This window comes from Streptomyces sp. NPDC085460 (assembly GCF_044541975.1).
GTDB lineage: Bacteria > Actinomycetota > Actinomycetes > Streptomycetales > Streptomycetaceae > Streptomyces.
In genome coordinates, this window is record NZ_JBITTO010000006.1 from 322,114 (window position 1) to 343,601 (window position 21,488).

General features: G+C 73.4%; 12 protein-coding genes and 1 pseudogene. 10 read left to right on the forward strand and 3 right to left on the reverse strand.

Going from position 1 to position 21,488, the window contains the following annotated elements; translation table 11 throughout:
- Positions 1-12: 12 nt before the first annotated feature.
- Positions 13-2,091, reverse strand: coding sequence for a protein kinase (locus ACIGHB_RS17835; protein ID WP_399914081.1), 2,079 nt, complete (start codon positions 2,089-2,091; stop codon positions 13-15).
- A gap of 440 nt (positions 2,092-2,531) precedes the next feature.
- On the opposite strand from ACIGHB_RS17835, the gene ACIGHB_RS17840 reads away from it, so the two are divergent.
- The 4 genes from ACIGHB_RS17840 to ACIGHB_RS17855 all read left to right on the forward strand — a co-directional run bounded on the left by ACIGHB_RS17840 (position 2,532) and on the right by ACIGHB_RS17855 (position 8,731).
- Entirely contained in the window at positions 2,532-4,775 is a 2,244-nt protein-coding gene (locus ACIGHB_RS17840) for an MMPL family transporter (RefSeq protein ID WP_360317374.1), read from the forward strand.
- Positions 4,753-5,310 carry a GNAT family N-acetyltransferase gene (locus ACIGHB_RS17845; RefSeq protein ID WP_399914085.1) on the forward strand — a complete coding sequence of 186 codons (558 nt, stop codon included), beginning with the start codon at positions 4,753-4,755 and terminating at the stop codon, positions 5,308-5,310. Before ACIGHB_RS17840 ends, ACIGHB_RS17845 begins: the two co-directional genes overlap by 23 nt.
- Before the next feature lie 180 nt (positions 5,311-5,490).
- Complete coding sequence (locus tag ACIGHB_RS17850) at positions 5,491-5,664, forward strand: hypothetical protein (protein ID WP_360317370.1); 174 nt, start codon at positions 5,491-5,493, stop codon at positions 5,662-5,664.
- A gap of 7 nt (positions 5,665-5,671) precedes the next feature.
- On the forward strand, positions 5,672-8,731 hold the full coding sequence (locus ACIGHB_RS17855) for an AAA family ATPase (protein ID WP_399914089.1): 3,060 nt from the start codon (positions 5,672-5,674) through the stop codon (positions 8,729-8,731).
- 43 nt (positions 8,732-8,774) lie between these two features.
- On the opposite strand, the gene ACIGHB_RS17860 is transcribed toward ACIGHB_RS17855, so the two are convergent.
- Positions 8,775-9,929 (reverse strand): PQQ-dependent sugar dehydrogenase, encoded by a 1,155-nt coding sequence (locus tag ACIGHB_RS17860; RefSeq protein ID WP_399914092.1) that lies wholly within the window; start codon positions 9,927-9,929, stop codon positions 8,775-8,777.
- Positions 9,930-10,064: 135 nt separating this feature from the next.
- Positions 10,065-11,075, reverse strand: a complete 1,011-nt coding sequence (locus ACIGHB_RS17865; RefSeq protein ID WP_399914095.1) for an aldo/keto reductase — start codon at positions 11,073-11,075, stop codon at positions 10,065-10,067.
- 75 nt (positions 11,076-11,150) lie between these two features.
- Here ACIGHB_RS17865 and ACIGHB_RS17870 point away from each other — a divergent pair, with 75 nt between their 5' ends.
- The 6 genes and pseudogenes from ACIGHB_RS17870 to serA all read left to right on the forward strand — a co-directional run bounded on the left by ACIGHB_RS17870 (position 11,151) and on the right by serA (position 21,407).
- On the forward strand, positions 11,151-12,113 hold the full coding sequence (locus ACIGHB_RS17870; RefSeq protein WP_391077588.1) for an NAD(P)-dependent oxidoreductase: 963 nt from the start codon (positions 11,151-11,153) through the stop codon (positions 12,111-12,113).
- A gap of 827 nt (positions 12,114-12,940) precedes the next feature.
- A pseudogene (locus ACIGHB_RS17875) lies at positions 12,941-15,812 on the forward strand (putative bifunctional diguanylate cyclase/phosphodiesterase).
- Positions 15,813-16,038: 226 nt separating this feature from the next.
- Complete coding sequence (locus ACIGHB_RS17880) at positions 16,039-17,892, forward strand: acetolactate synthase large subunit (RefSeq protein ID WP_360317361.1); 1,854 nt, start codon at positions 16,039-16,041, stop codon at positions 17,890-17,892.
- 34 nt (positions 17,893-17,926) lie between these two features.
- Positions 17,927-18,451 carry an acetolactate synthase small subunit gene (gene ilvN / locus ACIGHB_RS17885; protein ID WP_360317359.1) on the forward strand — a complete coding sequence of 175 codons (525 nt, stop codon included), beginning with the start codon at positions 17,927-17,929 and terminating at the stop codon, positions 18,449-18,451.
- Positions 18,452-18,579: 128 nt separating this feature from the next.
- Positions 18,580-19,581, forward strand: coding sequence for a ketol-acid reductoisomerase (gene ilvC / locus ACIGHB_RS17890; RefSeq protein WP_043219930.1), 1,002 nt, complete (start codon positions 18,580-18,582; stop codon positions 19,579-19,581).
- Positions 19,582-19,817: 236 nt separating this feature from the next.
- Positions 19,818-21,407 carry a phosphoglycerate dehydrogenase gene (gene serA / locus ACIGHB_RS17895; protein WP_360317355.1) on the forward strand — a complete coding sequence of 530 codons (1,590 nt, stop codon included), beginning with the start codon at positions 19,818-19,820 and terminating at the stop codon, positions 21,405-21,407.
- Positions 21,408-21,488: the final 81 nt, after the last annotated feature.

The following is a 21,488-nucleotide window of genomic DNA, read 5'->3' on the forward strand; positions in this document are numbered from 1 at the left end:
GCGTCGTACGGGCTACCGCCTGAGCATCGGCGCGGCGATGATGCCGTTGCCGGAGTCGGTGCAGGTCGCCTCGACCTTGAGCCGCAGCCGCAGGGCGCCCTCGATTTTGAGGGAGGTGGTGATGGGCTTGCCCAGGTCCACCGTCTCGTTGAAGAGGGCGGGCTTGTCGTCGATGGAGACGATGATCCGCGCGGTCTCGATGCTGGAGCCGTCGTCGACGCCGGCCGTGAAGGTGAAGCTCTTCCACTCCCGGTTGAGGTCGTACTCGACGTAGGCGCCGCTGTAGCAGTCGCCGATCAGCGCGGCGCCGTACTCCTTGGTGTTGATCTTGGCGCTGCCGATCTCGAAGTCGTCGGGGTCGCTGACGGAGGCGAGCGTGGTGAGGTCGGCCTCGGTCGCGTCCGGGACGGAACCGGGGTTGAGCGACGGGCTGCCGCTCGCGGTCGGGTCGACGGTCGGCTCCTCGGACGGCGGCTCCGTGGTCGGCTCGGTGGTCGGCTCGGTCGTCGGCTCCTCGGTGGTCTCCGTCGGAGTGGGCTCCTCGGTGGGCGTCTCGGCGGCCGCCGGGGCGGAGGAGCCGGCGCCGGCGGCCTGCTCGTTCTTGCCGTTCCCGGCGTCGCGGTCGCCGAGCAGCCGGATCCCGGCCACCGCGAGGGCGGCGATCACGAGGACTCCGGCGACGGCGCCGATCAGCGGCCCCTTGCGGCGCTTGCGCGGCCCGGCGGGTGAGCGCTGCGGCCGGGGGCCGGTCGGCCCGCCCGGCCCGCCGACGGCGGCCATCCCGGCCGTCGGCTGCCCGTACCCCTGGCCGCCGTGACCCGGTCCGCCGTACGTCGGTATCCCGGCGGTCGGCGGCCCGTACGCGCCCTGCCCGGCGTCGTACCCCACCGGTCCGACCGGGCCCGGCGCGGGCGCGCCGAAGCCGCTCGGGGCCGTGTCGGCGGCAGCCGGAACGGCGGCGGGGGCCGGGGCGGGCGCGGGGGCCGGCGGCTGGGCCGGCGGAGGCGTGGGCGCGGCGTCCTGAGGGGCCGCGTCCTGGGGTGCCGCGGCCGGGGGCTCGGCCGGCGGAGGCCCGACCGGCGGGGCCGCCGGGACCGGGGGCACGGCCGGGGCGCCGGCCGGCCGGGGCGGGACGGCGTCCTGGGGGCCGGCGTCCTGAGGCCCGGCGTCCTGGGGGCCGACCGGGCGGGAGGTCGTGGTCGTGGAGACCACCCCGTGCCGGACCTCCTTGACCCACGACGACAGCGACAGCGGGCGCTTGTCCGCGTCGGCCGCCGCGATGGCCAGCACCTTCTTCCGCTGGTCCGCCGGCAGCGCGGCGATCTGCGGCACGCCGGCGAACGCGGCCGCGAGCTGCTCGGGCGTGGCCGGCGGGGACTGGCCGCTCAGCAGGAAGTAGGCGATGGCACCAAAGGCGTACCGGTCGGTGGCCGGGGTCCGCTTCCCCTCGAAGATCTCCGGCGCCGCGTACCCGGGCGTGAACCAGACCTCGGCGGTCTGGTGGTCGGCGGTCAGCTTGCTGAGGCCGAAGTCGACGAGGGTGGCCTGGCCGTGCTCGTCGACCATCACGTTGCCCGGCGAGAGGTCGCCGTGGACGACGGTCCGGCCGGACGGAGTGGCCTTGCCGGAGTGCAGCCAGTCGAGGACGTCCGCGAGCTGTTCGAGCGTCCGCATGACCTCGCGCCGCTCGGCGGGCGTCGCCAGCGTCCGCTCGGCGCGCCAGTCGCGCAGATCGAGGCCGTCGACGTGGTTCATGACGAGGACGAGGGCCCGCCCGGTGAGGGTGCCGGACTCGCCGGGCGCGTGGATGGGCGAGCCCTGGAAGTGCTCGCGCACGCCGACGACCCCGGGGCGGCTGACGAAACGCAGCAGCTCGGCCTGCTCGTTCCACTTGCGGCTGACCCGCTCGAAGATCTCCGGCGTGATCGTCGTCTTGGAGTCCAGGACCTTGACGACGACCGGTTCGGTACCACCCGCTAGCTCGATCTCGGCGAGATAGAGCACCGCCTCCCCGCCCCGTCCGATGGAACGCAGCAGCCGGTAGCGGTCCGGTGCGGAGTCAGGCCCGATGTGGTGTGCCGACTTGCTCAACTTTCCCCCAAGGCACAGTGAATGACAGGAAGTCAGCTTGCCGTTCGGCCACCTCCGTGGTCAACCGGAGAACCCCCGCCCGAAAGACACACCTCCCGCACCCGCCCTGACACCCCCCGACCGTTCGCAGAAGCGCAGCCACACCACCTCCCGGACACCCCGCAGCCCGCCCAGAAGGGACACCGGCGATGCGGCAATGGCCGGAACCAAGCGGTTTGCGCCTGAGGACCGGCCATCGCTTCTGTGAACCGCGCCACGTTCGCCGACGAGGATGCCGACCCGGCCGGGGAGCTGGGGCGAGCCGGGCCTGTCCGGGGGTGGCGGCGGGGTGGTGGTTCCGCCCTCGCGTGAGCTGTGAGGATCGACACGAAACGGGCAAACGATCACGTATGCCTGCGACAGTGGGCCCCGAGCACCGATCCAGGCAGGGAGCACGTCCTTTGGCAGCCATCGCACGGTGGTTCATCCGGCACCGCCTCGTCGCCGTCCTCCTGTGGGTCCTCGCCCTCGTCGGAGTGGGCGGCGCCGCCGCCTTCGCCGGCAGCGCGTACTCCAACGACTACGAGGTGCCCGGCACCGAGTCGGGGCGCGCCACCGCCCTCCTCGACCGCGGCTTCGAGGGCCTCGGCGGCGACACGGACACCATCGTCTGGCACACCGAGCGCGGCAGCGTCCGCGCCGACAGCGTCCAGGACCGGGTCGGGCCCATGCTGGAGAAGGTCGCCGGCCTCCCCGGCGTCGCCTCCGTCGCCTCCCCGTACGGGGCCGGTGCCGCGCCCGGCCAGGTGAGCGAGGACGGGCACACCGCCTACGCCACCGTGACCTTCCGCGAGCAGGCCGACGACATCCCCGTCGCCCAGGCGCGGGCCCTCGTCGACACCGCGAAGGCCGCCGAGGCCGACGGGCTCCAGGTGGAGCTCGGCGGCAGCGCCGTCGCCCTCACCGAGGCGCCCGGCGGACACATCGCCGAGGCCGTCGGCGTGGCCGTCGCCGCCGTCGTCCTCTTCCTCGCCTTCGGCTCCCTCGCCGCCTCCCTGCTGCCCATCGCGACCGCCCTGGTCAGCGTCGGCATCGCGTACTCAGGGATCGTGCTCCTCGGGCACGTCATGACCGTCGCCGACTTCGCCCCCATGCTCGGCATGCTCATCGGCCTCGGCGTCGGCATCGACTACGCGCTCTTCATCGTCACCCGGCACCGCAAGGGCCTGAAACGCGGCCTGAGCGTCGCCGAGGCCGCCGAGACCGCCGTCGCCACCACCGGCAGGGCCGTCGTCTTCGCCGGCGCCACCGTCTGCATCGCCCTCCTCGGCATGCTCATCCTCCGGCTGAGCTTCCTCAACGGCGTCGCCCTCGCCGCCTCCCTCACCGTCGTCCTCACCGTCGCCGCCTCGGTCACCCTGCTGCCCGCGCTGCTCTCCCTCATCGGCATGCGCGCCCTGTCCCGGCGCGAGCGCCGGGCGCTCGCCGAGCACGGGCCGCAGCCCGAGCTGCCCACCGGCTTCGCCGCCCGCTGGTCCGCCTTCGTCGAGCGCCACCCCAAGCTGCTCGGTGCCGTCGCCGCCGTCGTCATGGCCGTCCTCGCGCTGCCCACCCTCTCGCTCCACCTCGGCACCTCCGACCAGGGCAACAACCCCGCCTCGGCCACCACCCGGCAGGCGTACGACCTCCTCGCCGACGGCTTCGGGCCCGGCGTCAACGGCCCGCTCACCCTGGTCGCCGGTCTCGACGGCGCCGACGACCGGGTCGCCCTCGACCAGCTCCCGGACGCGCTGGCCGCCACCAAGGGCGTCGCCTCCGTCTCCCCGGTCACCTACAACGGCTCCGGCGACACCGCCTTCCTCACCGTCGTCCCCGACTCCTCCCCGCAGTCCGAGGCCACCAGCGAGCTCGTCGACCGGCTCCGCCAGGACGTGATCCCGGCCGCCGAGTCCGGCACCTCCCTCGACGTCCACGTCGGCGGCATCACCGCCTCGTACGACGACTTCGCCGAGATCATCGTCGGCAAGCTCCCGCTCTTCGTCGGCGTCGTCGTCGCCCTCGGCTGCCTGCTCCTGCTGCTCGCCTTCCGGTCCATCGGCATCCCGCTCAAGGCCGCCGCCATGAACATCGCCGCCGTCGCCGCCGCCTTCGGCATCGTCGTGGCGATCTTCCAGTGGGGCTGGGGCGCCGAACTCCTCGGCCTCGGCAGCGCCGGACCGATCGAGCCCTTCCTCCCCGTGATCATGGTCTCGGTCCTCTTCGGCCTCTCCATGGACTACCAGGTCTTCCTGGTCAGCCGGATGTACGAGGAGTGGCTGGAGACCGGCGACAACCGGCGCGCGGTCAGGGTCGGCCTCGCCGAGACCAGCCGGGTGATCAACTCCGCCGCGGTCATCATGATCGCGGTCTTCCTCGCCTTCGTCCTCTCCGGCGACCGGGTCATCGCGATGTTCGGCATCGCGCTCGCCGCCGCCGTCGCCCTCGACGCCTTCGTCCTGCGCACCCTCCTCGTCCCCGCCCTCATGCACATGCTCGGCGGCGCCAACTGGTGGCTGCCCCGCAGCCTCGACCGGATCCTGCCCCGGATCAGCATCGAGCCGCCGGAGTCCCGTGCCGCCGCCGACGTCCGTGCGAAGATCCCCGGGCAGCGTGTGACGGCACCGACCACGGAGGAGAACGAGGATGTTCGCGATATCGCTGGGTGACGACGGCGCCGAGCTGCGGCCCCTGGAGGCCTGGCAGGCGGAGGAGTTCCTGGCCCACATGGAGCGCGGCCGGGAGTTCATCGGCACCCACATCGGCCTCGCCGACGCCGTCCACGACCTCGACTCCGCCCGCGCCTTCCTCCGCTCCTACGCCGAGAAGACCGCGAACGACGCCGGGCGCATCTACGGCATCTGGGCCGACGGGACCCTGCTGGGCGGCGTCATGTTCCGCACCATGGACGTCGCCGCCGGCAACGCCGAGGTCGGCTGCTGGCTGGAACCCGCCGCCGTCGGCCGCGGCCTGGTCACCCGCGCCTGCCGGACCCTCATCGACTGGGCCGTCGACCGGCGCGGCATCCACCGCGTCGAATGGCTCGTCTCCACGAAGAACCAGTCCAGCATCGCCGTCGCCCGCCGGCTCGGCATGACCAGGGACGGCGTCCTCCGCGAGAACTTCACCCACCGCGGCACCCGCGCCGACACCGAGATCTGGGCCGTCCTCGCCCCCGACTGGCGCGCCGCCCGACCCGCCTAGGCACCCCCTCACCGCCGTACGGGGGAGGCCCGGGAACGCCCTAAGGCACCCCCCGGACCTCCCTAAGGCCCCCCGTACGCCGAACATGCGGCACTCGCCCGATGCCCCCGCACCGGCTGGGCGAGGAAGGTAGAGGCATCGCAAGGAGCGATACCGAAACCGAAGCCCAGGGAGCACCCCATGTTCGAGTACGAACTCCACCGCGCCGCCCACGCCGAGCTGGTCCGCGAGGCCGGTGTCCAGCGCCTCGGCCGCGAGGCCGCCCGCGCCGCCAAGGCCGCCCGCCGGGCCGGCCGCCACGAAACCGAGGGGCGGGTGAGTGCCGGCAGGGACCGCTACACCCAGGTCGCGTGACCCCCGTATGAGTGACCAGCGGGGCGCCTGTGCGATGCTCGGCGCCGTGGAGACCAGGTCCGTCAGTCCCGTCTTCGTCGGCCGCGCCGGCGAACTCACCGCCCTCACCGAGGCGCTCTCCCGCGCGACCGCGGGAGAGCCCCAGGCCCTGCTCGTCGCCGGTGAGGCCGGGGTCGGCAAGACCCGGCTCGTCGAGGAGTTCCGCGACGCCGCCTGCGCCGCGGGAGCCGTCGTCGCCCTCGGCGGCTGCGTGGAGCTCGGCGCCGACGGACTCCCCTTCGCCCCCTTCTCCACCGCCCTGCGCACCCTGCGCCGCCACCTTCCCGAGGAGCTCTCCGCCGCCGCCGACGGCCACGAGGGCGAACTCGCCCGCCTCCTCCCCGAGCTCGGCGACCCCGGAGGCGCCGACTCCGGCGACGAGGACGCCACCGCCCGCCTCTTCGAGCTCACCGTCCGCCTGCTGGAACGGCTCGCGGCCGACCGCACCCTCGTCCTCGTCCTCGAAGACCTCCACTGGGCCGACACCTCCACCCGCCACCTCCTCACCTATCTGCTGCGCACCCTGCGCCGGGGCCGGATCGTCGTCGTCGCCACCTACCGCGCCGACGACATCCACCGCCGCCACCCGCTCCGCCCCCTCCTCGCCGAGCTCGACCGGATGCGGACCATCCGCCGCATCGAGCTCTCCCGCTTCACCCGCACCGAGGTGCACCGCCAGCTCACCGGCATCCTCGCCGCCGAACCCGCCCCCGGCCTCGTCGACGAGATCTTCGACCGCTCCGACGGCAACGCCTTCTTCGTCGAGGAGCTCATCGCCTCCCAGACCTGCGGCGAGGGCATCGCCCCGCTCAGCGACTCCCTCCGCGACCTGCTCCTGGTCCGCGTCGAGGCCCTCCCCGAGGACGCCCAGCGGGTCGCCCGGATCATCGCCGAAGGCGGCTCCACCGTCGAGCACGGGCTGCTCGCCGCCGTCTCCCGCCTCGCCGAGGACGACCTCATCGCGGCCCTGCGCGCCGCCGTCGGCGCCAACCTCCTCCTCGCCGTCCCCGACGGCGACGGCTACCGCTTCCGTCACTCCCTGGTCCGCGAGGCCGTCAGCGACGATCTGCTCCCCGGCGAACGCTCCCGCCTGAACCGGCGCTACGCCGAAGCCCTGGAGGCCGACCCCGGCCTCGTCCGCCCCGACGAGCGGGCCACCCGCCTGGCCACGTACTGGTACCACGCCCACGACCCCGCCAAGGCCCTCCCCGCCGTCCTCGACGCCTCGGTCGCCACCCGCAAGCGCCACGCCTACGCCGAACAGCTCCGCCTCCTCGAACGGGCCATGGAGCTCTGGGACGAGGCCCCCGCCGAGGTCCGCGCCGGCCTGCGCCCCATGGACTACGCCGAGTCCTACCCGCCCTGCGGCTGCGACCCCGAGACCACCCCGCTGCGCCACCTCGACCTGCTCGCCGAGGCCGCCGTCGCCGCCCGTCTCTGCGGCGAACGCGAACGCGCCCTCAAGATCGGCAAGACGGCGCTCCGCCTCCTCGACGGCGACGAGGACCACGACCCGCTGCGCGCCGCCTGGTTCTGGGCCGAGAAGGCCCGGCTCCAGTCCAACCTCGGCCGCGGCGACGGCTGGGCCGAGATCTCCCGCGCCCAGGAGCTCGTCAAGGGCCTGCCGCCGTCCGCCGTCCACGCCACCGTCCTCGCCGGAGCCGCGGGCTGGGGCATGCTCCGCAACCCCGGCCCCGACTCCCTCGCCGCCGCCGAACGCGCCGTCGAGTACGCCCGCCTGGTCAAGGCCGAGGCCACCGAACTCAACGCCCGCCTCACCCTCGGCACCATCATGGTCGCCGCCGGCGAACGCGAGGCCGGCCTCGCCGAGATGCACGCGGTCCGCGAACGCACCACCGCCCTCGGCCAGTTCCACGAAGCCGCCCGCGCCCACATCAACCTCGTCTCCGCCCTGGAATCCCTCGGCCGCTCGGCCGAGGCCGTCGCTCTCTCCGACGCCGGCCTCGAACTCACCCGCGCCCGCGGCCTGGTCGAGTCCTGCAGCTGGATCCGCGGCAACAGGGCCGAGTCCCTCTTCTCCCTCGGCCGCTGGGACGAGGCCCGCGCCGAGGCCGAACGCCTCCTCTCCTCCGCCACCAGCACCAAGCCCCGCGGCTCCGCCCACCTCCGGCTCGCCCAGATCGCCGTCGCCCGCGGCGAGACCGCCACCGCCGCCCGCCACCTCGACGAGGCCCGCGCCGTCTACGGCACCCGCGACCCGATCCCGCAGTACACCCTCCCGCTGGCCGGCATCGACCTCGCCGCGGCCGCCGCCGAAGGCCGCCTCGCCGACGTCCGCGCCCGGCTCGCCGCCGCCGCCGAGAGCGGCTTCCCGCCCGGCACCCACCGCTACGGCTGGCCGCTCGTCCTCGCCGCCGTCACCGCCGAGGCCGACAGCCGCGGCCTGCCCGCCGCAGAGGAGGGCCGCGCCGAGGCCCTGGCCGCCGTCCGTCGCTGTGTCCGCGCCCTCGCCGCCCCCGCCCCCGTCTGGGCCGCCCACGCGGCCCAGGTCTCCGAGGAACTGGCCCGCGCCGAGGGCCGCGAGACCGCCGCCCGCTGGACCGAGACCGTCGAGGCGTGGACCCCGCTCGACCAGCCCTACCCGCTGGCCCGCGCCCGCCACCGGCTCGCCGACGCCCTCCTCACCGAGGGCGGCCGGCGCGAGGAGGCCACGGCCCTGCTCCGGCAGGCCCACGCCACCGCCGTCGCCCTCGGCGCCCGCCCGCTCCGCGAGGACGTCGAACTGCTCGCCGCCCGCGCCCGGATCCCCCTCACCGCCGACCCGGCCGCCGCGGCCCCGGAGCCCGAGCCGCACGCCGACGCCTTCGGACTGACCCCCCGCGAACAGGACGTCCTGCGCCTGGTCGCGGCCGGCCGCACCAACCGGCAGATCGCCGAGGAGCTGTTCATCTCACCGAAGACCGCCAGCGTCCACGTCTCCAACATCCTCGCCAAGCTCGGCGTCTCCGGCCGCGGGGAGGCCGCCGCGATGGCCCACCGCCTGCACTTCCTCGACACCCCCCGCTGACCCCGCCCCACGCCCGGCCGGGAGCCGCACCGGGCCGGGGCCGTCATCTCACGTCGAGCCGCAGGATCCGGTCGTCCCCCGACCCCGGCGTGCCCCGGCCGTCGGTCTCGCTCGTCACCAGCCACAGCCGCCCGGCGCCGTCCGCGAGGACCGTCCGCAGCCGCCCGTGCTCCCCGGCCAGGAACGCCTCCGGCTCCCCGGAGCGCTCCGCGCCCGACAGCGGGATCCGCCACAGCCGCTCGCCCCGCAGCCCCGCCATCCACACCGCGCCCCGGGCATACGCGATGCCGCTCGGCGACGCCTCGGAGGTCGGCCACTGCGCCACCGGGTCGACGAACCGCGCCTCGCCCGCCTGCCCCTCCGCCTCAGGCCAGCCGTAGTTCTTCCCCGGCTCGACCAGGTTCAGCTCGTCCCAGGTGTTCTGCCCGAACTCGGCCGCCCACAGCCGCCCCTGGTCGTCCCACGCGATCCCCTGCACGTTCCGGTGGCCGTACGAATACACCACCGAACCCGCGAAGGGATTGCCCGGCGCCGGCTTCCCCTCCGGCGTCATCCGCAGGATCTTCCCGCCCAGTGACTCCCGGTCCTGCGCGAGCCCCGTCTCTCCCGTCTCGCCCGTCCCCGCGTACAGCATCCCGTCCGGTCCGAAGGCGATCCGGCCGCCGTTGTGGACCGTGCCCTTGGGGATGCCCGTGAGCACCGGCTCCGGCGCGCCCAGCCGGTCGCCGGCCCCGCCGCCGTACCGCATCCGCACGATCCGGTTGTCCGACTCGGCGGTCAGGTAGGCGTACACCCACCCGTCCCGCACCGCGAGGCCCATCAGCCCGCCCTCGCCGCCCGGCACCACCCCGGGCACCTCGCCCAGCGGGGTCTGCGCCCCGCTCCGCCCGTCCACCCGTGTGACGGTCCGCTCGTCCCGCGAGGAGACCAGCAGGTCACCGCCCGGCAGCGCGGCGAGCCCCCACGGCGACCGCAGCCCCTCGGTGAGCGTCCCCGCCACCGTCACCCGCCCCTCAGCCGCGGGGCTCGCGGGCGCGGAGCCGGTGGGGGAGCCGGTGGGGGAGCCGGCCGAGGAAGTTGGGGGCGAACCCGGCGGCGAGGTGCCCCGGGAGCCGGCGTCACCGCCCGAGGAACAGCCCGCCGCGAACACCAGCGCGGTGAGGGCCCCCAGGGCCCTCAATACAGCAGGACGGCTCATGATCCGGTGTCCCTTCGACGGTTCGAGAGGTCGAGCGGCATCCCTTCCACCTTTGATACACCGCTCGCGCCGATCACGTTCCCGCCTCCGGCCGACTTTCTGGGATCTTCCCCGAAACCGCAGGTCAGAGCGGGGTCAGTCCCGCTGGTCCCAGGACTCCCGGGGAGCGGGCAGCGCCGCGAGCTCGGCCAGGTCGCCGTCGGTGAGCCGCAGCCCCGCCGCCCCGGCGTTCTCCACCGCCCACCGCTCGCGCTTCGTCCCCGGCACCGGCACCACGTGCCGGCCCTGGGCGAGCACCCACGCCAGCGCCACCTGCGCCGCGGTCACCCCCTCGCCGTGCCGCGCCGCCACCCGCCGCAACCCGGCCACCAGCGGCTGGTTCGCCGCCATCATCTCGGCCGTGAACCGCGGATGCCGGGCCCGCGGGTCGTCCGGCTCGAAACCGCCCCCCGGCGTCAGCGTCCCGGTCAGGAAACCGCTGCCCAGCGGCATCGCCGCCAGCAGCCCGACCCCGCGCGCCGCGCACCAGGGCAGCAGCCGCGCCAGGGCCTCCGGCGCCCACGCCGACAGCTCGGCCTGGACCGCCGCCACCGGGAACTCCTGCTGCACCCGGGCCAGCTGACGGATCGTTCCCTCGTACAGATCGCCGGTCCGCGAACGCCGGGTCCGCCGCACCCCGACCGCGCTCATCCCGAGCGCCCGGACCTTGCCCGCCGCCACGAGGCCCGCCATCGCGCCCCAGGTCTCCTCCACCGGCACCTCCGGGTCGGCGCGGTGCAGCAGATACAGGTCGAGGACGTCGGTCTGGAGGCGCCGCAGGGAGGCGTCACAGGCCCGGCGCACGTACTCCGGACGCCCGTTGGCGACCACGTGCCCGTCGCCGACGAGGAGTCCGCACTTCGTCGACACGAAGACGTCCGCCCGGCGCTCCTTCAGCACCCGCCCCAGCAGCAGCTCGTTGGTGAACGGGCCGTACATGTCGGCGGTGTCGAGCAGGCTCACCCCGGCGTCCAGCGCCGCGTGCACGGCCCGCAGCGAGCGGTCCCCCCGCTGCTCCGACCGGCCGTAGGCCCAGTTCATCGGCATGCAGCCGAGGCCGACAGCCCCCACGTCGAGCGCCGTCGCCCCGATAGTCCTGCGCTCCACGTGCCGCTACCCCTCCCTGTGCCGCCCCCCAAAGTAACCAATGGCGCGCGGGATTCTTCGCATAGCCTCCCGGTCATGACACTCGCACCCACCACCGCTGACGTGTGGCTTCCGATCCCCGCCGACGAGATCGCCGGGCTGCCCGACCCGGGCGCGTCGGGGCTGAACTACCGTTTCTGGGACGGCGGAGCCGATTTCCCGGCCGATCCCGCCGACTGCGCGTTCTACGTCGTCCCGTACATGAAGGGCTCCGCGGTCGCGGTACGACCGCTGGCCGCGATGACCTCGCTGCGCGTCGTCCAGACCCTCTCCGCGGGCATCGACCACGTCGTGCCCGGGCTCGGCTCGCTCGGCCCCGGCGTCTCGGTCTGCAACGCCAAGGGCGTCCACGAGGCCAGCACCGCCGAACTCACCCTCGCCCTGATCCTCGCCTCCCTGCGCGGCATCCCCCGCTTCGTGCGCGGCCAGGACGCCGAGGAGTGGCGCGACGGCTTCTACCCGGCGCTCGCCGACAAGTCCGTCCTGATCGTCGGGTACGGATCGATCGGCTCGGCGATCGAGGACCGGCTCGCGCCCTTCGAATGCGCGCGGGTGGCGCGCGTCGCGCGCTCCGCGCGCACCACGGCCCGCGGCCCCGTGCACGCCCTGGCCGACCTGCCCGCCCTGCTCCCCGAGGCCGACGTGGTGGTGCTCTCCACCCCGCTCACCCCGGAGACCACGCACCTCGCCGACGCGGGCTTCCTCGCCCGGATGAAGGACGGGGCGCTGCTCGTCAACGTCGCCCGCGGACCGGTGGTCGACACGAACGCCCTGCTGAAGGAGGTGGAGAGCGGGCGGATCACGGCGGCCCTGGACGTCACCGACCCGGAACCGCTGCCGGCCGGGCACCCGCTGTGGCACGCTCCCGGTGTTCTCGTCACCCCTCATGTCGGCGGATCCACCTCGGCGTTCATGCCGAGGGCGAAGCGGCTGATCGCGGGACAGGTCGGACGGTTCGCGGCCGGGGAGGAGCTCGCGAACGTGCTCCGCACCACCTGACGCCGCCGGGCGGTGCGCGCCCCCTCGCGCGCCGCCCGCAAGCCCCCTGGCCGTCACGGAGAGTACTGCACCCCTGTCCCTGAGTGACGGTTCTGGTGTATCGTCCCGGATCGGGGGACTGCGTCGTGTACGGGCTGACGCTGGGGAGCGAAGTGACGGGCCATCAGAATCCGAGGGGGGCGACCGGTGAAGCACGGCCGGAGGACCGACGGTCCCGCGCGGCGACGCCGTCGGCCGACCTCCCGCGCCTCGCTGCCGGTCTCGTACGTCCGGTGCCGGACCAGGCCGCGCCCCACCGCGCGGAACGCATCGACGAGGCACCGCCGCACACCGACGCCCCGGACCTGCCCCACCGCGGCACCGAGGCGCCGCAGCAGGCAGGCCCCGTCCCGGCCCGCGAACCGTCCCCACCCGGCCCCGCCTCACCCGGCCCCGCCTTGCCAGGCCCGGCCTCATCCGGCCCCGCCTCGCCAGGCCCGGCCGCATCCGGCCCCGCCTCGACAGGCCCGGCCTCACCTGGCACCGCCTCACCCGGTCTGGTCTCACTCGGCCCGGCCTCATCCGACCCCGCCGCACCCCACCCGGCGCGCCTTCGTGCCGCCGTCAGGGAGCCGTACGCCCGCGCCTCCGGCGCGCGGGGCGCTGCGCCCGTACGTTCCGGCCTCCCCGCCCCGCGCGGCGGGGAGGCCGGCGGCGGCCGTCGGGCCGTCGCCCCGCGCGACGGCGTCCCGCACGCCTTCGGCGGGGGGGACGGAGGGGGCGGCGGCTTCGGGCACGGAGAGGGACGAGAGGACCACCCGGTGACCGGCCCCGGCGCGACCGCCGTCATGCGGCGCGGAACCGCGCCCGCAGGCCCCGGACAGGCCGCGCCCGGACAGACCGCCCCCGGACAGGCCGTGCCCGGGCCGGAGCGGCCGGCCTCCTGGGCCGGCTCGCTCCTCGCCCAGATCGCCCTCGGCCTCGTCTGCGCCGGCTACACCACCGGCGCCGCCCTCGGCTGGGGCTCGCCCCGGCTCGCCCTCTTCATGGGCGACTTCGGGCTCAGCGCCGCGGCCCTCACCGCCGCCTTCTCCTGCTTCCTCTACGCCAGGACCGAGCGCGGCGGCACCCGGCCCGCCTGGCTCCTCTTCGCCTTCTCGTCCTTCATGGCCGGCGCGGGGAACGCCGTCTGGGGCTGGTACGAGGTCGTGCTCGACCAGGAGGTCCCCGAGTCCTCCGTCGCCGACCTGTTCTTCTTACTCTTCGCCCCGCCCGCCATCGTCGGCCTCCTCGTCCTCGCCAAGAAGCCCGTCACCCGGGCCGGCTGGGTCTGCCTGGGGCTCGACGCCTGGCTCATCGCCGGGTCCCTGCTGACCCTCTCCTGGAGCCTCGCCCTCGCCCACACCGCCCACTTCCAGGGCGAGTCCGTGGCCCAGGCCGCGCTGTCGCTCGCGTACCCGCTGCTCGACATCGTGCTCGTCAGCATGGTCCTCGCGCTCCACTTCCGGCGCTCCCAGGCCAACCGCTCGGCAGTCAACACCGCCATCGCCGCGCTCGCCCTCACCGTGCTCTGCGACGCCCTCTTCACCTCGCCGCTGCTGCGCGCCAACTACGTCTCGGGCCAGCTGCTCGACGCCGGCTGGTTCGCCGGCTCCCTGCTGCTCGCCTACGCCCCCTGGGGCGTCCGCCGCCCGCCGGAGACCGCCCCCGTCCGGGGGCCGGGGGTGCCCAGCCGGCCCATCGCCGGCTCGCTCGCCGCCCTCACCCCGTACCTCGCCGCCGCCGTCTGCACCCTCGGCATCCTCTACAACGTGGTCGAGGGCCGCCGGATCGACCGCGTGGTCGTCCTCACCGGCTGCGCCGTCGTCCTCGCGCTCGTCGTCCGCCAGGGCATCATGCTCATCGACAACATCGCCCTCACCCACGAACTGGCGCAGAAGGAGAACCACTTCAGGTCGCTCGTGCAGGGCTCCAGCGACGTCATCATGATCGCCGCGCCCAGCGGGGTCCTGCGGTACGTCAGCCCCGCCGCCAGCGGGGTGTACGGACGGGACGCCGAGGAACTGGTCGGATCCGAACTGGCCTCGCTGATCCACCCCGAGGACCTCGGGGCGGTCGTCCACGAGGTGCGCCGCTTCCTCGCCGCGTCGCCCGCCGAGGAGCCCACCACCCGGATCGAGTGCCGCTTCCGCTCAGGGGACGGCGACTGGCTCAACGTCGAGTCCACCGTCAACCGGCACCAGGGCGGCCTGATCTTCAACAGCCGCGACGTCACCGAACGGGTCCGGCTCCAGGCCCAGTTGCAGCACAACGCCGAGCACGACCCGCTCACCGACCTGCCCAACCGCGCGCTCTTCACCCGCCGGGTCGGACAGGCGCTCGGCGGCCGCCGCTCCTCGGACGCCGGCACCGCCGTCCTCTTCATCGACCTCGACGGCTTCAAGGCGGTCAACGACCGGCTCGGCCACCAGGCGGGGGACGACCTCCTGGTGCAGGCCGGCCGCCGCCTCCAGGAGGCCGTACGCTCCGGGGACACCGCCGCCCGGCTCGGCGGCGACGAGTTCGCCGCCCTCATCCTCGGCGACGGTGTGCACGACCGGTCCGCCCGCGAGAGCCAGGTCCAGGAGATCGCCGACCGGCTCCGGCAGACCCTCTCCCGCCCCTACCACGTCGACGGCGGCACCGAGGTCAGGGTCGCCGCCTCCATCGGCGTCGCCTTCGCCGAGCCCGGCATCGGCGCCGGCGACCTGCTGCGCAACGCCGACCTCGCCATGTACCGGGCCAAGGCCGGCGGCAAGGACCGGGTCGAGCTGTACGTGCCCCAGATGCAGGCCGAGGTCGTCCGGCGCACCGAACTCGCCGCCCGGCTGCGCAGCGCGCTCCACGACGGAGAGTTCGCCCTGCTCCACCAGCCGGTCGTCGACCTCGCCACCGGCCGGATCTCCGGCGTCAGCGCGCAGGCCCGCTGGCGCTCCGCCCAGGGCATCCTCTTCACCCCGGCGGAGTACCTGCGGGTCACCGACGACGGCGAGCGCACCGCCGAGCTGGGCCGCTGGCTCCTGGAGGAGGCGGTCGAGCAGGCCGCCGAGCGGGCCGGCAGCGGCCACCGCACCCCGGTGACCATCCGGCTCGCCGCCCGCCGCCTCCTCGACCGCTCGGTCCCGCTCGGCACCGTCGAGGCGCTCCTCGCCCGGCACGGGCTGCCCTCCGGCTCCCTCGTGATCGAGCTGGCCGACACCGACCACCGGATCCCCCTCGACGAGCTGGAGCAGCGCCTGGTCGCGCTGCGCCGGCTCGGCGTACGGATCGCCCTGGACGGATTCGGCAGCGGACACGTGGCCGTCCACGCCCTCAGACGGCTCCCGATCGACATACTGAAACTGGACAGAGGACTCGTCGAGGGCGTGGTCGAGTCCGCCCGGCTCCGCAAGATCACCAGCGGGGTGCTCCGCATCGCCGGGGAGCTGGGCATGCAGACCGTCGCCGAGGGCGTCGACGTCCCCGAGCAGGCGCTGGCCCTGCGGGCGATGGGCTGCCGCCACGCGCAGGGGATGGCCTTCTCGGGCCCGCTCGACGAGTACCGGCTGCGGCGGGCCCTCGTCCGGGGTGACTTCCCGCTGCCCGGGACCGTCTCCGTACCCGCCGGGACGGGCCGGGAGGCACGGCGGAAACCGTCCCCCGATCCGCTCACATGATGAGACGCGCGTCCCACCCACTTGACAGTGGCGCGGCCCGAGAGGGAGGGTCAGTGCCATGCGCACCCGAATTCTCGTACTTGGACAGCGCGTCGGCTGAGGCCGGGCCCCCGCAGGCCCGCTGAGAACCACCCGACGCGCTCCCCTCGCTTGCCTTCCGGCACGAGGGGTTTTTTGTTGCACTGGGTCTCTCCCAAGTCGACGCAAAACCTCGTAAAACACCCCGCAAAAACCCTCTGCTTCGAGAAGAGATGCTGATGACCGAGCAGGCCACCGGGCACCATCCGCAGCCGCGGCCCCGCGGCGGCGCGACGCCCGCCACCACCGTCGAGCACGTCACGGGCGCGCAGTCCCTCATCCGCTCTCTCGAAGAGGTGGGCGCGGACACCGTCTTCGGCCTCCCCGGAGGCTGCATCCTCCCGGCGTACGACCCGCTGATGGACTCCACCCGGGTCCGGCACATCCTGGTCCGCCACGAGCAGGGCGCGGGCCACGCCGCCACCGGCTACGCCCAGGCCACCGGCAAGGTCGGCGTCTGCATGGTGACCAGTGGTCCCGGCGCGACCAACCTGGTCACCCCGATCGCCGACGCGCACATGGACTCCGTCCCGCTGGTCGCGATCACCGGCCAGGTCGCCTCCAAGGCCATCGGCACGGACGCCTTCCAGGAGGCGGACATCTGCGGCATCACGATGCCGATCACCAAGCACAACTTCCTGGTCACCAAGGCCGACGACATCCCGCGGACCATCGCCGAGGCGTTCCACATCGCCTCCACCGGCCGCCCGGGCCCGGTCCTGGTCGACATCGCCAAGGACGCCCTCCAGGCGAAGACCACCTTCTCCTGGCCGCCGCAGACCGACCTGCCCGGCTACCGCCCGGTGACCAAGCCGCACGCCAAGCAGATCCGCGAGGCCGCGAAGCTGATCTCCGCCGCGAAGCGCCCGGTCCTGTACGTCGGCGGCGGTGTCATCAAGTCCGGCGCCACGGCCGAGCTGAAGGTCCTGGCCGAGCTGACCGGCGCCCCGGTCACCACCACCCTGATGGCCCTCGGCGCCTTCCCCGACAGCCACCCGCTGCACGTCGGCATGCCCGGCATGCACGGCGCCGTCACCGCCGTCACCGCGCTCCAGAAGGCCGACCTGATCGTCGCCCTCGGCGCCCGCTTCGACGACCGCGTCACCGGCAAGCTGGACAGCTTCGCCCCGTACGCCAAGATCGTCCACGCGGACATCGACCCGGCCGAGATCGGCAAGAACCGCGCCGCCGACGTCCCGATCGTCGGTGACGCCCGCGAGGTCATCGCCGACCTGGTCCAGGCCGTCCAGGCCGAGCACACCGAGGGCAACAAGGGCGACTACACCGCCTGGTGGGCCGACCTGAACCGCTGGCGCGAGACCTACCCGCTCGGCTACGACATGCCCGAGGACGGCAGCCTCTCCCCGCAGCAGGTCATCCAGCGCCTCGGCCAGCTCGCCCCCGAGGACACGATCTACGCCGCGGGCGTCGGGCAGCACCAGATGTGGGCCGCCCACTTCATCGACTACGAGAAGCCGGCCACCTGGCTGAACTCCGGCGGCGCCGGAACCATGGGCTACGCCGTCCCGGCCGCCATGGGCGCCAAGGCCGGCATGCCCGAGCGCACGGTCTGGGCCATCGACGGCGACGGCTGCTTCCAGATGACCAACCAGGAGCTCACCACCTGCGCCCTGAACAACATCCCGATCAAGGTCGCCATCATCAACAACGGCGCCCTCGGGATGGTCCGCCAGTGGCAGACCCTCTTCTACAACCAGCGCTACTCCAACACCGTCCTGCACTCCGGTCCGGACGACATCAACCCGGAGGCCAAGGGCACCCGCGTCCCGGACTTCGTGAAGCTGTCCGAGGCCATGGGCTGCGTCGCCCTGCGCTGCGAGTCCCCGGACGACCTCGACAAGGTCATCGCCGAGGCCAACGCGATCAACGACCGGCCGGTCGTCATCGACTTCATCGTCCACGAGGACGCCCAGGTCTGGCCGATGGTCGCCGCCGGCACCTCCAACGACGAGGTCATGGCCGCGCGGGGTGTCCGCCCCGACTTCGGCGACGGCGAAGACGACTGAGCAGCGAAGAGCCACAGGGAAGAGACCACACACCATGACCAAGCACACGCTCTCCGTCCTCGTCGAGAACACGCCCGGCATCCTCGCCCGGATCGCCGCCCTGTTCTCCCGCCGCGGCTTCAACATCGACTCCCTCGCCGTCGGCGTCACCGAGCACCCCGACATCAGCCGCATCACCATCGTGGTCAACGTCGAGTCCCTGCCCCTGGAGCAGGTGACCAAGCAGCTCAACAAGCTGGTCAACGTCCTGAAGATCGTCGAACTCGAGCCCAGCGCCGCGATCCAGCGCGAGCTCGTCCTGGTGAAGGTCCGCGCCGACAACGAGACCCGCTCCCAGATCGTCGAGATCGTCAAGCTGTTCCGCGCCAAGACCGTCGACGTCTCGCCCGAGGCCGTCACCATCGAGGCCACCGGTTCGAGCGACAAACTGGACGCCATGCTCAAGATGCTGGAGCAGTTCGGCATCAAGGAGCTCGTCCAGTCGGGCACCATCGCCATAGGGCGTGGCGCCCGGTCCATCACGGACCGGTCCCTGCGGGCACTCGACCGCAGCGCGTGACGCTCCGCACCGTCCACGGGGGCTGACCGCCGGTCCATCCGGCGGTCCGCCTGACGAGACCCCTCAACCTTCCTTCCGCTCCCCGCCGTACGGTGGGACGCAACACCAGCACCTCAAGGAGATTTCCAGTGGCCGAGCTGTTCTACGACGCCGACGCCGACCTCTCGATCATCCAGGGCCGCAAGGTCGCGGTGATCGGTTACGGCAGCCAGGGCCACGCCCACGCGCTGTCGCTCCGCGACTCGGGTGTCGACGTCCGCGTCGGTCTGCACGAGGGCTCGAAGTCCAAGGCCAAGGCCGAGGAGCAGGGCCTGCGCGTGGTCACCCCCGCCGAGGCGGCGGCCGAGGCCGACCTCATCATGATCCTGATCCCGGACCCGATCCAGGCCAAGGTCTACGAGGAGTCCATCGCCCCGAACCTGAAGGACGGCGACGCGCTGTTCTTCGCCCACGGCTTCAACGTCCGCTTCGGCTTCATCAAGCCCCCGGCCGGCGTCGACGTCGCGCTGGTCGCCCCGAAGGGCCCGGGCCACCTGGTCCGCCGTCAGTACGAGGAGGGCCGCGGCGTCCCCGCGATCGCCGCCGTCGAGCAGGACGCGACCGGCAACGCCTTCGCGCTCGCCCTCTCCTACGCCAAGGCGATCGGCGGCACCCGCGCCGGCGTCATCAAGACCACCTTCACCGAGGAGACCGAGACCGACCTCTTCGGCGAGCAGGCCGTCCTCTGCGGTGGCGCCTCCGCGCTCGTCAAGGCCGGTTTCGAGACCCTGGTCGAGGCGGGCTACCAGCCGGAGATCGCCTACTTCGAGTGCCTGCACGAGCTGAAGCTCATCGTCGACCTCATGTACGAGGGCGGCCTGGAGAAGATGCGCTGGTCCGTCTCCGAGACCGCCGAGTGGGGCGACTACATCACCGGCCCCCGCGTCATCACCGCCGACACCAAGGCCGAGATGAAGAAGGTCCTCACCGAGATCCAGGACGGCACCTTCGCCAAGAACTGGATGGACGAGTACCACGGCGGTCTGAAGAAGTACAACGAGTACAAGACCCAGGACGAGAAGCACCTCCTGGAGACCACCGGCAAGGAGCTGCGCAAGCTCATGAGCTGGGTGAACGACGAGGAGGCGTAAGCCCCTCGGCACGGGGCCGGACACGCTGTCCGGCCCCGTGCCGCATCCTTGGACACCCCGTCCAACCACGGACGGGTGATCCTTCCAACGAGGCGTACGACGTGCGCCGATGCGGCACTACACTGCTCAACAACATCGCGTCTGGCCCACAGCGTCGTGCGCTTCCACGCGGCAAGCCCCCTCCACCGCCTGCGGCCGTCGGGACGGCCGTCCGCACTGCCTCTGTGAGGACTCACGTGAGCTCGAAACCTGTCGTACTCATCGCTGAAGAGCTGTCGCCCGCCACCGTCGACGCCCTGGGCCCTGACTTCGAGATCCGGCACTGCGACGGCGCCGACCGCGCCCAGCTGCTCCCCGCGATCGCCGACGTCGACGCCATCCTCGTCCGCTCGGCCACCAAGGTCGACGCGGAGGCCATCGCCGCCGCCAAGAAGCTGCGGGTCGTCGCCCGCGCCGGCGTCGGCCTGGACAACGTGGACGTGTCCGCCGCCACCAAGGCCGGCGTGATGGTCGTGAACGCCCCGACCTCCAACATCGTCACCGCGGCCGAGCTCGCGTGCGGTCTGCTCGTCGCCACCGCGCGCAACATCCCGCAGGCCAACACGGCGCTGAAGAACGGCGAGTGGAAGCGCTCCAAGTACACCGGCGTCGAGCTCAGCGAGAAGACCCTCGGCGTCGTCGGCCTCGGCCGCATCGGCGTCCTCGTCGCCCAGCGGATGTCCGCCTTCGGCATGAAGATCGTCGCGTACGACCCCTACGTGCAGCCGGCCCGCGCCGCCCAGATGGGGGTGAAGCTGCTGGCCCTGGACGAGCTCCTGGAGGTCGCCGACTTCATCACCGTCCACCTGCCGAAGACCCCCGAGACCGTCGGTCTCATCGGTGACGAGGCGCTGCACAAGGTCAAGCCGAGCGTCCGCATCGTCAACGCCGCCCGCGGCGGGATCGTCGACGAGGCCGCGCTGTACTCGGCCATCAAGGAGGGCCGGGTCGCCGGCGCCGGCCTCGACGTGTACGCGAAGGAGCCCTGCACGGACTCCCCGCTCTTCGAGCTCGACCAGGTCGTCTGCACCCCGCACCTCGGCGCCTCCACCGACGAGGCGCAGGAGAAGGCCGGCATCGCCGTCGCCAAGTCGGTGCGCCTCGCGCTCGCCGGCGAGCTGGTCCCGGACGCGGTCAACGTCCAGGGCGGTGTCATCGCCGAGGACGTGAAGCCGGGTCTGCCGCTCGCCGAGAAGCTCGGCCGCATCTTCACCGCCCTCTCGGGCGAGGTCGCGGCCCGCCTCGACGTCGAGGTGTACGGCGAGATCACCCAGCACGACGTCAAGGTGCTCGAACTCTCCGCGCTCAAGGGCGTGTTCGAGGACGTCGTCGACGAGACGGTGTCGTACGTCAACGCCCCGCTCTTCGCCCAGGAGCGCGGTGTCGAGGTCCGCCTCACCACCAGCTCCGAGTCGCCCGACCACCGCAACATGGTCACCGTGCGCGGCACGCTCTCCAGCGGCGAGGAGGTGTCGGTCTCCGGCACCCTGGCCGGCCCCAAGCACCTCCAGAAGATCGTCGCCGTCGGCGACTACGACGTGGACCTCGCCCTCGCCGACCACATGGTCGTCCTGCGGTACGAGGACCGTCCCGGCGTCGTCGGCACCGTCGGCCGGATCCTCGGCGAGGCCGGTCTGAACATCGCGGGCATGCAGGTCTCCCGTACGGAGGAGGGCGGCGAGGCGCTCGTCGTGCTCACCGTCGACGACACCGTCCCGGCGGCCGTCATCGCGGAGATCTCCACGGAGATCGGCGCCACCTCGGCCCGCTCGGTCAACCTGATCTGACGCCCCGCCCGCACGGCCTCCCTCCGCACCCGGTCCCCGGACGACCGCCCCTCAGGGGCCGTCCGGCGGCCGGGTGCGGTG